The organism is Bacillus sp. DE0042, from assembly GCF_007680225.1.
Taxonomy (GTDB): Bacteria; Bacillota; Bacilli; order Bacillales; family Bacillaceae_G; genus Bacillus_A; species Bacillus_A wiedmannii.
The window spans coordinates 726,295-738,713 of the sequence record NZ_VEJP01000001.1; the positions used below are offsets into that span (position 1 = coordinate 726,295).

Here is a 12,419-nt window from a genome sequence, read left to right on the forward strand (position 1 = left end):
ATTTAAGAAATTGTCGTGCAAGAGCCTGGGCCACCTGTGAAAGATAAACCACAGCTTCCTTGTTCGTTATATAAATCTGCAACTTGCTCGCGGTGAGATGTCGGGATGACGAAGCGATCTTTATATTTCGCGATAGCAAGAAGACGATACATATCTTCTACATCCTGTTTCGTTAAGCCAAGTTCTTTTAATACCGATTCATTTGGTTCTTTATTAATTTGCAATGCTCTCATATGTGTTCGCATAACAGCCATTTTTTTCAATGTAAGTCGAATATGTGATTCATCTCCTGCAGTGAGTAAATTTGCTAAATATTGAATTGGAATACGCATATTATCAATAGTAGGGAAAATCTCTTCTGCTTGCCAGTTACTACCTTTCCCCTCCACCATGTTCATAATTGGGCTAAGCGGCGGGATATACCAAACCATTGGCATTGTACGATACTCTGGATGAAGAGGTAGAGCGATTTTCCAATCGATAATCATTTTATAGATTGGTGACTGTTGTGCCGCTTTAATCCATTCTTCAGGAATCCCTTGTTTTTTCGCTTCAGCTGCTACTTCTGGATCATTTGGATCGAGGAAAACAGTAAGCTGAGATTCATATAAATCTTTTTCATCTTCAACAGACGCCGCTTCTTTTACTTTGTCAGCGTCATATAGCATTACCCCAATATATCGAATACGTCCTACACATGTTTCCGAACAAATTGTTGGCATACCCGCTTCAATACGCGGGAAGCACATTGTGCATTTTTCAGCTTTATTTGTTTGCCAGTTAAAATACACTTTTTTATACGGACAAGAAGATACGCAAAATCTCCAAGCACGACATGCATTTTGATCTACAAGGACAATCCCATCTTCTTCACGTTTATACATCGCACCCGATGGACACGAAGATACACAAGATGGATTCATACAGTGTTCGCATATGCGCGGTAAATACATCATAAAGACATTTTCAAAATCCGTTTTAATTTCTTCTTCCATTTTCTTTACGTTCGGGTCTTGCAATCCTGTTATATGTCCGCCAGCTAAATCATCTTCCCAGTTTGGACCCCATTCAATTTTGTCGATAAATTCACCTGTAATTGCTGATTTCGGACGAGCAACTGGCTGATGCTTACGCTGTGGACTATTTGTTAACGTTTCATAATCATAGTTCCAAGGTTCAAAGTAATCATCAATTGTTGGTTGATCTGGATTGTGGAAAATATTCATAAGGCGCTTCATTTTTGAACCGGATTTCAGTTGAATTTCACCATTTTTCAATTCCCAGCCGCCTTTATATTTCTCCTGATCTTCCCATTGCTTCGGATAACCAATTCCCGGTTTCGTTTCTACGTTATTGAAGTACATATATTCAGCACCTGGACGATTTGTCCAGGTGTTTTTGCACGTTACACTACAAGTATGGCAGCCGATGCATTTATCTAGGTTCATTACCATTCCGACTTGTGCTTTAATCTTCAAGCCAATCTACCTCCTTCAGTTTGCGAATTACAACGTTTAAGTCACGCTGGTTCCCTGTTGGACCATAATAGTTAAATCCGTAGCTTAATTGGCCATATCCACCAATCATATGTGTCGGTTTCACATGAATACGGGTTGGACTATTATGCGTTCCTCCGCGGGTGCTTGTTAATTTCGTACCAGGCACGTTAATGTGACGATCTTGTGCATGGTGCATAAATGCCATTCCCCTTGGTATACGGTGCGTTACAACAGCACGTGCTACAACAACTCCGTTACGGTTAAAGCACTCAATCCAATCATTATCTGCAACGCCAGCTTCTGCAGCGTCCTCTTTATTCATCCAAACAGTTGGACCACCTCTAAATAGCGTTAACATCGGTAATGAATCGAAATACATACTATGAATTGACCACTTATTATGTGGTGTTAAATAGTTTAAAGTAATTTCTTTCCCTTCTACTTCAGGCCGTGATTTACGGAACGGCTTATGTTGCAGAATTGGTTTAAATGTTGCCATCGTTTCACCAAATTCTTTCATCATGTCATGATCTAAATAGAAAGATTGTCGACCAGTTATCGTTCTCCAAGGAATGAGACGTTCTACATTTGTAGTAAATGGTGAATAACGGCGTCCACCTTTTTCTGAACCTGTAAATGCTGGAGAAGTAATTACTGTTTTCGGCTGCGCTGTAATTTGTTCGAATGTGAAGCATTCTTCTTCACGTTCTTCTGCTAAATCACGTAGTTTTAAATCCGTTTGTTTTTCAAGTGCTTCCCATGCTTTTACAGCCATATGACCGTTTGTTGTAGAAGAAAGTGTTAATACCGCTTCAGCAGCATTAATTGCTTCTTTTATGTCTGGGCAACCTTTCGCAATAGAATCCGTTCGAACGACTCCTAATCGGCTCTTTAATTGCTCATATTCTTTTTCCGCAGACCAAGAAATCCCTTTCGTACCAATTGGCTGTTTTCCGGTATTTGGTCCTAGCGCAGTCATTTTGTCATAAATCGTTTTATAATCCCTTTCGACAACATGAATTTGTGGCATCGTTTTACCTGGGATCGGTTCACACTCACCTTTGCTCCAATCTTTAATCTTGCCAAGTGGTTGCGCTAATTCTTGTGGTGTATCGTGAAGAAGTGGTGTTGCAACAACTTCTTTCATTGGTTCAAGATCTATTTTCTTCGCTAAATCAGACACAGCTTTAGAAAGAGAAGTGAAAATGTCCCAGTCAGAGCGTGCTTCCCACGGTGAACCGATTGCTGGATTAAATGGATGTACAAATGGATGCATATCTGTACTACTTAAATCATGCTTTTCATACCAAGTTGAAGCAGGTAAGACGATATCAGAATAAAGCGCTGTTCCAGCCATACGGAAATCTAAATTAATGAGTAAATCTAACTTCCCTTCTGGTGCTTCTTCATGCCACTTAATTTCTTCTGGTCGTAACGAATCACTATCGTCATTCATTAATCCGTTCGTTGTACCTAATAAATGTTTTAAGAAATATTCGTGTCCTTTACCAGAACTTGAAATTAAGTTTGCACGCCATACGAATAAGTTGCGCGGGAAGTTATTTTTATTATCAGGATCTTCAATCGCAAATTTCAGTTCTTTATCTTTTAATTTTTGTGCAACGTATTTTCCGATTTCTTCTTGCGTTGTTGCACCAGAAGCAACAGCTTCTTTATATAATTCAATCCCATTTTTCTCGAATGTCGGATACGAAGGTAACCAGCCAAGTCGCGCTGCTAATACGTTGTAATCACCGTGATGTTGATAACGAGAGTTGCCTTCCACTGGTGATGCTAAATGTCCAACTGGTGTATCTTCATAGCGCCATTGATCTGTTACGAAATAGAAGAAAGATGTACCGTTTTGTAATTTTGGTGGCCCTTGCCAATCTTTTGCCATCGCGATTGTTTGCCATCCTTCTGCTGGTCTTAATTTTTCTTGACCAACATAATGCGCCCAACCACCGCCGTTTACACCTTGTGCCCCAACGAGAAGAACAAGATTTAAAACGGCGCGATAAATCGTATCAGAGTTAAACCAATGGTTAATACCCGCTCCGACAATAATCATTGAGCGACCATTCGTATCAACAGCATTTTGTGCGAACTCACGAGCGATTTGAATAATAAGCTCACGTTTTACTCCTGTCATTTTCTCTTGCCATGCAGGTGTAAACGGTACGTCATCATTGAAGTCTTTCGGCTCTTGCCCGCCAAGCCCTCGGTTCACACCATAATTTGCTAACGTTAAATCGTATACAGTTGTAACGAACACTTCTCCTTCTTCTGTCATAACTTTTTTCACTGGAATTGTACGTTCTAATATTGTATTTCCATCATCAGAGAAGTACGGAATTTGTACAGTTTGAACACTATCCTCCATTCCAAGTAAAGAAAGACGTGGATCAATCTTTTCACCTGTTTCTTCGTCTTCTAAACGTAAGTTCCATTTCTTTTCGTTATCCCAACGTGACCCCATTGTGCCGTGAGGTGTTGCAAAATCATTCGTATTCTCGTTCCAAAGTACAGGTTTCCATTCTCCTAACTTCGTTTCACGTCCAACATCAGAAGCGTTTAAGAAACGATCAGCAACGTATTGATCTCCTTTTTGTTTCAATGTGACGAAGAAAGGAAAATCAGTATATTGTTTCGCATACTTTGTGAAGTATTCCACTTGATTATCTACGTAAAATTCTTGTAAGATCACGTGCCCCATTGCCATCGCAAGTGCACCGTCTGTACCTTGTTTCACACTAATCCAGTCGTCCGCAAACTTTGTTGACTCAGCGAAGTCAGGACTTACAGAAACGACTTTCGTTCCTTTATATCGAACCTCTGCTAAAAAGTGAGCATCTGGTGTTCTCGTCATCGGTACATTTGAACCCCATGTCATAATGTATCCGGAGTTATACCAGTCACTACTCTCTGGTACATCTGTTTGATCGCCCCAAATTTGCGGAGAAGCTGGTGGTAAATCTGCGTACCAATCATAGAAGCTAAGCATCGGTCCACCCATAAGTTGCATAAAGCGGCTACCCGCTGCATGACTTAACATCGACATAGCTGGAATTGGTGAGAAACCAACATTTCGATCTGGACCGTATTTCATTACTGTGTATAGTAAAGAAGCTGAAACGAGTTGTAACACTTCATTCCAATTCGCACGAATGAATCCCCCTTTACCACGCGCCTGCTTATACGTACGTGCCTTCTCAGGGTTTTCCACAATGCTTTTCCAAGCGTCTAATGGTGACTCGTTATTTTGTAATTCTTCTTGCCACATATTCCAAAGAACACCACGTACATACGGATATTTCACACGAAGTGGACTGTAAATATACCAAGAAAAACTTGCTCCACGTGGGCATCCTCGTGGTTCAAAATCAGGCATATCAGGACCTGTAGTCGGATAGTTAAGCTCCTGCCCTTCCCAAGTTACAATTCCATCCTTCACATATATATTCCAACTACATGAACCAGTACAGTTCACGCCGTGTGTAGAACGAATTACTTTATCATGCTGCCAACGCTTTCTGTACACATTCTCCCATTCGCGATCTTCATATGTTTCTTGTGTATGATTATCGTTATAACGATCTATTGGTGAAAAATATTTTAAACGTCTCATTAGTGCTGAAGGTTTCTTCTTCATACTGTTCACTCCTTTAATACGTCTCTCTTACATACCCTTACTATAAGAGAGGTTGTAAAATACAGATGTGACATTTCGCACAGTTCAAGAGATTGTCAAAAATTACGGAACAAATATAAAAAAGTGAAAATCTAATCATTGTGGAGGGTTCACATCCTTCACTAACTGTTAAATTACTTCCTTACTTCTAGCAAAGTTTAAGATGAAGTACAGATTATAATGAGCGTGCAAAAAATTTCTTATATAATAGAGGAAATAATTTAGGAATAGTTAAATTTGATATGCCTAAATCGTTAGATGAGCTTATAAATGAAAATACAATACTTTCAATCCACCATACTAAGGGTAAATATCCTGAAAATAGTTGAACAAAAAACGCCAGGAAATCCATATGATTTGCCAGCAACTTGGATTGAATGAAGAGAAGAAAACACCAGAATGGCAGGATATTAAGATAATAATAAAAGGAGTAGATTATGATATTAGAACCGCTTTATGCCGAAAACATTATAGTAGCCGTCATATATAAAAATGAGTTTAGATGGTATGTAACAGATAAAGAACTATGGTTTTTAGATTATAATAAATTAGATCAAGCATATAAAAATATAGGTATAAGCATTGAAGATAATGATGAAACGGAAGAAAGAAATGGAATAAAAGTATTAGATCATGAAAATGTAGAAGTATTTTTAGTAAGGATTAATCAATATAAAACAACTAAAGAAGAATTAAATTATTTACTACTTGAAAATATTAAAAGGAAGAATGCAGGAGAAGATCTATTAGATTATAGTCCAGTCTTATTAATTAACTTTGATAATAAAATACTATATTCAATGTTTCCAGAACCGGCATCATACGAAAACTATGTTCCAAAAGATTGGATTGGTACATATGAAGATTTCACTGAACTCATACCTACATCAGAGAGATATTGGATAAATAAGTTTAATAATAATCTACTTTTACTATAAATGTAAGTAAGACAAGAGTAATGATTGTATAAGAATTTATTACCTTAATAGAGCTTATGAAATTAATAGAGAAGTAAATAGAATCACTAAAGCCAGAAATAAAGGAGTAAAATAGTCATGAAATATCCATATAGTTTTGAAGTACTTAACAGTAGTGATTTAGTTATGAGACTTCCTCAAGAAATAAAACTTGTTGAAACTTTTTTAGGAATTGAAGTTTCAGCTTTTGGAGATTGGATTTTAGAAGAAATACATAGTGTTTTAAACGGAGAAAAAAATTATGTAGTAGTGAATGGCAACATTTGCGGTTTAGAAATCCGGAACGATATAACTACTGTGTTAGACAATTTAGCCGAAGATGGTAAAGGCGAATATTGTGAGATTGAAACAATGAAATTGGTAGAATTGATTCATATTTGGTTAAATAAACGAAAAGAATATAAAAAAGATAACGGAGTGTAATAATTTAAATAGATGGTCTCTTCATGTGAAGCCGACTTTATTTTATTCATATACATTTTAATCACAAGGCGTATTAATATATGTTCCAAACTTTACGCGTAGGGTTTCCTACGCTATTTATTTTGCTCATTGAGGTCAATCTTTCCTGTCCTTCCCCTCTTCTACTTTTACCGACGATACTATTCTATATCAAAACGTATTTCACATAAAACGAGAAATCATTATTTACCATATTGCCCTTAGTTACGGAAACAATTATACTAGATGTAATCAGAATAAATAATCTGAATATTCTTAGAATTAAAGATAAAATCTTTAATTCCCGCAATTAGATGGATACATACTATTTTCCACTAAATAGATTAGCAAACGATAATAACATTAGGAGGATTACGATGCACCAGCTTGATTCATTACATCCCATTATAGAAAAAATAATTAACAATATTGAAAAGTTAATGGTCGGAAAACGAAAAGAAACGATCTTAGCTTTGACAGCGCTCTTAGCTGAAGGTCATGTACTATTAGAAGATGTGCCTGGCGTTGGGAAAACAATGTTAGTACGTGCTCTTTCTAAATCCATTGATGCTGATTACAAGCGCATTCAATTTACACCTGATTTACTGCCGTCAGATGTAACAGGAGTTTCTATTTATAATCCGAAAGAGCTCCAATTTGAGTTCAAGCCTGGACCAATCATGGGGAATTTTATACTTGCTGATGAAATTAATCGTACATCTCCAAAAACACAATCTGCCTTACTTGAAAGTATGGAAGAAGGCAATATTACAATAGATGGCATGACAAGACCGTTACCAAAACCGTTCTTTGTAATGGCTACACAAAATCCGGTCGAATATGAGGGAACATATCCTTTGCCAGAAGCACAGCTCGATCGTTTCTTATTGAAACTAAAAATGGGATATCCTACACCAGAAGAAGAGTTTGAAATTTTAAACAGGATGGAAAAAACAAATCCCCTCTCCCATTTACAAGCTATTACAACAATAGAAGAATTACTTTATTTACAACAGAGCGTACGGGAAATAAGCATGGACAAAGCAATCAAGCATTACATTGTAAAGCTTGTTAGCCAGACTCGTTCTTATAGTTCTATACAGCTTGGTGCAAGTCCACGTGGCTCGATTGCTTTAATGAAAGCTTCACAAGCTTATGCATTTATCCATGGTAGAAATTATGTTATTCCAGACGATGTTAAATTTTTAGCCCCCTACGTGTTAGCTCACAGACTCATTCTAAAAATGGAGGCAAAATTTGAAGGAATTACAGGAGAACAAGTTATCGCAAAAATAGTTGCGCGAACTACCGTACCTACTCAAAGGAAGATGAACCTTTGATGAAACGGATACTACGAGCACTCTATCATTTTACTAAGTTATCACTCATTCCGTTATGCCTAGTCTTAACATTTGTATACGCTATGCTTCAAGGAGGATTTGTAAGTTGGTTTTTGTTTTACAGTATGATTCCTATTGGCCTTTATTCACTACTGCTTCCCTTCTATGCTTTACGGAACGCCGAGGTAAAACGAACAACAAATCAAGACGAATATGTAGCAGGAGAACCCTTTTTAAGTACGATTACACTAAAAAGAAGTTTTCCTTTTCCCTTACTGTATTTAATTATAGAAGATGTGCTGCCATCACAATTTACAAATTGTAAACAAACGAAGATGAATAAAGTAATACTCTTTCCAGGATTGAAACGAAATATTTCGTTTCAATATGCAATTGACACAATACCTAGAGGAGAGCACACTTTTTCAAGCGTACGTGTCAAAACTGGTGATTTATTCGGTATGATGGAGAAAGAAGTAACTTTTTCAGTTCCAGATACATTTTTAGTCTACCCTCAGTATGTAGATATAACATATCGACAAATGGAAAATCATTTCGAACAAGGAGCACTTTCAGCAAATATAAATTTAGTAAAAGACTCTACCATTTCTGTCGGTGTGAGAGACTATAAACCTGGTGACCGCTTTTCATGGATTGATTGGAAAGCAACTGCACGAACAAACAACATTATGACGAAAGAGTTTGAACAACAGCGCAGCCATAATATTATGATATTCATGGACAGAACCCCATCCCCTCTATTCGAATCAGTCGTCACATTTACTGCCTCTATTGTCAGGTCTGTCTTGAAGCAAAATTCACCGGCGTCATTCGTATCTGTCGGAAAAGAACGAACTTTTTTCCCTTTAGACAATGGAGATAGTCAGTTACATCAAATCTTTTGTCATTTAGCGAAGGTACAAGCAGATAGTGTATTCCCACTCTCCCGGAGTGTAGAAATGGAATTAAGAAAAATTTATGAGCCCGTCACGATTATACTCGTGACAAGCGATCTTTCTCCCGATATTCAAAAGGCGGCTGACTTTGCTGCTATAAAAAATAGAAGATTAATGGTGTTTGTCGTAAAAGAAAAAGCAAATCAACTCTCACACCGAGAACTCAGTATTCTAGAAACTCTACAAAAACGAAAAATATTTGTAAATGTGGTTTATGGAAACCAGTATACAAACGTGTTTTTTGAGGTGAGCAAATGATAACATTACAGGTAAAAAAACAATTGGATATGACTAGATTTTTCATGCATGCATGCGCATTTCTACTTTTACTAGAATGGCTAAGGCCCCTTATAGGTATTACAAACGTAGGTAGATTAGATATTTTCATAATATTTATAGGGATTTGCTTCACGCTCTCTTTTTTTCAAACAAGGTGGCAGATTCCAATAAAGATCGTCACAATTTTATTCATCATTCATTTCCTATATTATAAAAACACTTTTATAAATCCATCTTGGCTAATGAAATTTTTTACTGATATTTCTCGAAATGCCTCCTTGTTATTTCAGGGGAATTTGCAAGATGTTTCTCCAGTTTTTCCAACACTTTTATTTTTTTTATCCTTTTGGTTTTTGAGTGCTTTCATCTCTTTTTGGATGATTCATAAAAAACGTGGGCTGTTATTTCTTATATTGACTATTATTTATATCACCGTTTTTCATAACTTACATTTATATCATGCAAACTACGCTATTATTCGTACTGTTGTCATCGGCTTTTTTATGCTTAGTCTTCTCCGCATAGAACGAATAAAAGAGATGGAACACTTTCAAAATTATGCTAGAGAAATCTCAAAATTACTTAAATCTCTTACAATATTTATTGTATTTTCAGCAACTATCGCATACTTTGCTCCAAAATTTGGTCCTCAATGGCCAAACCCAATGGATTTTTTAAAATTCAACACATCCGAAGCAAGTAAGAAGCAAGAAGTTTCTAAAATTGGGTATGGTTTAGATGACTCGAGATTAGGTGGTCCTTTTAAGGCTGATCCTACAATTGTTTTCACAGCACAAACGCAAAACAAACAATATTGGAGAGTCGAAACGAAAGATTTTTATACAGGAAAAGGCTGGGAAGTTTCTGAAAATCAAAAAAAGATTTCTTTTAAAAGTAAAAACGACGTCGTGAGCTGGTACGAACAAAATACAAAAACGGAGACAACAAAGGCAACAATCAACATGCAAAAAAGTTATCCTCACCTTACCTATCCAGCAGGGTTAATCTCAGTTGAGGCTTCCTCAGATGTATCATACAGCGTTGACCCATTTTCTGAAAAAATCTATACGATGGACGGAGGTTCTTCTACTACTTTACATTCATATAAAGTAACATATGGGGTCCCGGAGTTTTCCATAGAAAACTTGAAAGCTGTAAAAACGAATGAAGGTCAAGAAACAAATCCTTATTTCATGACAAAGTACACGCAACTTCCCGAATCATTACCGCAGCGAGTAAGAGACTTAGCTATTAATCTAACAAATGATAAAAACAACCGATATGATAAAGTATTAGCTATTGAAAATTACTTCACCGACCATTCTTTCGTATATGAAACAATGAATGTGTTGTTCCCTGCCAAAAATCAAGATTATGTTGATCAATTCCTTTTTGATACAAAAAGCGGCTACTGTAATAATTTTTCGACATCTATGATCGTGTTACTTCGTTCTGCTGGGATTCCTGCTCGATGGGTAAAAGGTTATACAGAAGGAACTCTTGATAACACACTAGTTGGTGCAGAAGGTGAGGATGTATATAAAATCGCGAACGATAACGCACACTCTTGGGTCGAAGTATATTTCCCAGGATACGGATGGATTCCATTCGAACCAACAAAAGGATTTACCAATCCCTATAATTTCACAAATAATACTCCTGCTCCTACTACACAAAATAGCGAAGAAACTAATTCTCAAAATGCGCAAATGCACCAAAGAAACAATGAAGCAAAGCTCAAAAGTTTAATTGAAGATACAGAAGACGCTCCTACTAAAAAGCTTACAAATTCTAAAAATGGACTTTCTTGGTGGTACGTATTCCTCTCTACGATACCAATTAGTATCATCGGATACATTCTCTTCACCACTAGAATGAAATGGATTACATTTTTTATTATTCTTTTCTACAAATACCGAAAAGATGATGCTGTTTATAGCAAAGCTTACGGTGCACTTTTAAAACAATTTGGCAGAATTGGTATACCGCGAGGGGAAAGTCAAACATTCCGAGAATATGCTCTCCACATTGATACACTTTACAACTCGGCTCATATGCAACAACTTACTTTCAGTTATGAGAACGCTATGTATCAAAAGGGACAGGCCGCAGCAGAATGGAAGAAATCCGTACACATATGGGAAATTCTTATGAAAAAAGCAGCCTCTCCGCCTAAATCAAATGACTTCCATTCAGCGATTTAATCTTGATAATGTGAGTTGAAAGAAAACGCCTCAAAGAACTACATTGTTCTTTGAGGCGTTTTTTAATAAAGTGAAACTTCTAGTTATTCTCCAAGTACCTTCTCAATCTCAACCTCTAAATCCACCGGCTTCGTCTGCGGCGCAAAACGCCCTACTACTTTCCCGTCTTTTCCAATTAAAAACTTCGTAAAGTTCCATTTCACTGCTTTCATACCGAGTAAACCTGGTGCTTGTTCTGTCATGTATGTATACAGGGGATGAGCCTTATCACCTTTCACATCAATCTTTGCAAACATCGGGAAATTCACACCATAGTTTAATTCACAAAAACTAGTAATATCTGCTTCTGTACCTGGTTCTTGTCCTCCGAATTGGTTACAAGGGAAACCGAGTATTTCTAGTCCTTGGTCTTTATATTTATCATATACTTCTTGTAATCCTTTATATTGTGGTGTAAAACCACATTTGCTAGCTACATTTACAATAAGAAGTGCTTTTCCTTCGTAATCTTTTAACGATTTATCTTCTCCTGTTATCGTTTTAGCTGAAAAATCATAAATTGTCATTGTCCTGCCCCTCTCTTCACTATCATTCCATGTTTATACTATACTACATTCGTGAATATACAGCTCTTTTTACGTACTTATAAGCTGAAATGATAGCGCTTTGTTTTTGTTCGAAAATTCGACACAGACTACTAGACTTTTATGATGGAAAGTTTTACAATTGAAATGTGAACAAAATGTGACAGTTTATATTCCATTATAAAAGAAAAGGATGGTGTCCATTATGAAAACTGCACAACATGAAACGATTTCAAATCGCGAGTTTTATTTCGTACTATATATGATGTTATTGTATGTTACTGGCTGGGTAATCGATGTAAATGGTTTATTCTTAAGCTCCTACTTTAATTTAGCAGGAGAGATTATGCTTCCATTAGTTGGCGGCATTGTTGGGCTGTTTGTTATGTCTATCAATAAAGAACAAACGAAATAATAACACTTTAAAAGGGCAGAAGACGAGCTTTCG

Annotated in this window: 9 protein-coding genes; 6 read left to right on the forward strand and 3 right to left on the reverse strand. The window is 36.7% G+C overall.

The features are described from left to right. Nucleotides 1-2 precede the first annotated feature (2 nt). Both narH and FS802_RS03415 read right to left on the reverse strand, forming a co-directional pair. On the reverse strand, nucleotides 3-1,478 hold the full coding sequence (gene narH, locus FS802_RS03410; RefSeq protein WP_000692675.1) for a nitrate reductase subunit beta: 1,476 nt from the start codon (nucleotides 1,476-1,478) through the stop codon (nucleotides 3-5). Continuing rightward, nucleotides 1,468-5,151 (reverse strand): nitrate reductase subunit alpha, encoded by a 3,684-nt coding sequence (locus FS802_RS03415; RefSeq protein WP_000729056.1) that lies wholly within the window; start codon nucleotides 5,149-5,151, stop codon nucleotides 1,468-1,470. Before FS802_RS03415 ends, narH begins: the two co-directional genes overlap by 11 nt. A 476-nt stretch (nucleotides 5,152-5,627) precedes the next feature. Here FS802_RS03415 and FS802_RS03420 point away from each other — a divergent pair, with 476 nt between their 5' ends. The 5 genes from FS802_RS03420 (at nucleotide 5,628) to FS802_RS03440 (ending at nucleotide 11,387) form a co-directional block, all read left to right on the forward strand. After that, nucleotides 5,628-6,128 carry a hypothetical protein gene (locus FS802_RS03420; protein ID WP_000599747.1) on the forward strand — a complete coding sequence of 167 codons (501 nt, stop codon included), beginning with the start codon at nucleotides 5,628-5,630 and terminating at the stop codon, nucleotides 6,126-6,128. 117 nt (nucleotides 6,129-6,245) lie between these two features. Continuing rightward, nucleotides 6,246-6,590 (forward strand): hypothetical protein, encoded by a 345-nt coding sequence (locus FS802_RS03425; RefSeq protein WP_000877038.1) that lies wholly within the window; start codon nucleotides 6,246-6,248, stop codon nucleotides 6,588-6,590. A gap of 395 nt (nucleotides 6,591-6,985) precedes the next feature. Then, nucleotides 6,986-7,948, forward strand: a complete 963-nt coding sequence (locus tag FS802_RS03430; protein ID WP_000553990.1) for an AAA family ATPase — start codon at nucleotides 6,986-6,988, stop codon at nucleotides 7,946-7,948. Beyond that, nucleotides 7,948-9,162 (forward strand): DUF58 domain-containing protein, encoded by a 1,215-nt coding sequence (locus FS802_RS03435; protein WP_000821905.1) that lies wholly within the window; start codon nucleotides 7,948-7,950, stop codon nucleotides 9,160-9,162. Before FS802_RS03430 ends, FS802_RS03435 begins: the two co-directional genes overlap by 1 nt. Continuing rightward, nucleotides 9,159-11,387, forward strand: a complete 2,229-nt coding sequence (locus tag FS802_RS03440) for a transglutaminase TgpA family protein (RefSeq protein ID WP_002096668.1) — start codon at nucleotides 9,159-9,161, stop codon at nucleotides 11,385-11,387. Before FS802_RS03435 ends, FS802_RS03440 begins: the two co-directional genes overlap by 4 nt. An 83-nt stretch (nucleotides 11,388-11,470) precedes the next feature. Here the strand turns inward: FS802_RS03440 and bsaA are convergent, their stop codons facing one another. Further along, a complete protein-coding gene (bsaA, locus tag FS802_RS03445) occupies nucleotides 11,471-11,953 on the reverse strand; it encodes a glutathione peroxidase (RefSeq protein WP_000158179.1) in 483 nt (160 codons plus the stop codon). 223 nt (nucleotides 11,954-12,176) lie between these two features. Between bsaA and FS802_RS03450 the strand changes: the two genes are divergently transcribed. Further along, nucleotides 12,177-12,386: a DUF3925 domain-containing protein gene (locus tag FS802_RS03450; RefSeq protein WP_000844986.1), complete on the forward strand. Its 210-nt coding sequence runs from the start codon at nucleotides 12,177-12,179 to the stop codon at nucleotides 12,384-12,386. The last annotated feature ends 33 nt before the right edge of the window (nucleotides 12,387-12,419 follow it).

Bases quoted from the DNA above. Each gene is read 5' to 3' on its own strand.
- FS802_RS03440 (WP_002096668.1), top strand. From the start codon at position 9,159: ATGATAACATTACAGGTAAAAAAACAATTGGATATGACTAGATTTTTC.
- FS802_RS03415 (WP_000729056.1), bottom strand. From the start codon at position 5,151: ATGAAGAAGAAACCTTCAGCACTAATGAGACGTTTAAAATATTTTTCA.
- FS802_RS03435 (WP_000821905.1), top strand. From the start codon at position 7,948: ATGAAACGGATACTACGAGCACTCTATCATTTTACTAAGTTATCACTC.
- bsaA (WP_000158179.1), bottom strand. From the start codon at position 11,953: ATGACAATTTATGATTTTTCAGCTAAAACGATAACAGGAGAAGATAAA.
- FS802_RS03420 (WP_000599747.1), top strand. From the start codon at position 5,628: ATGATATTAGAACCGCTTTATGCCGAAAACATTATAGTAGCCGTCATA.
- FS802_RS03430 (WP_000553990.1), top strand. From the start codon at position 6,986: ATGCACCAGCTTGATTCATTACATCCCATTATAGAAAAAATAATTAAC.
- FS802_RS03425 (WP_000877038.1), top strand. From the start codon at position 6,246: ATGAAATATCCATATAGTTTTGAAGTACTTAACAGTAGTGATTTAGTT.
- FS802_RS03450 (WP_000844986.1), top strand. From the start codon at position 12,177: ATGAAAACTGCACAACATGAAACGATTTCAAATCGCGAGTTTTATTTC.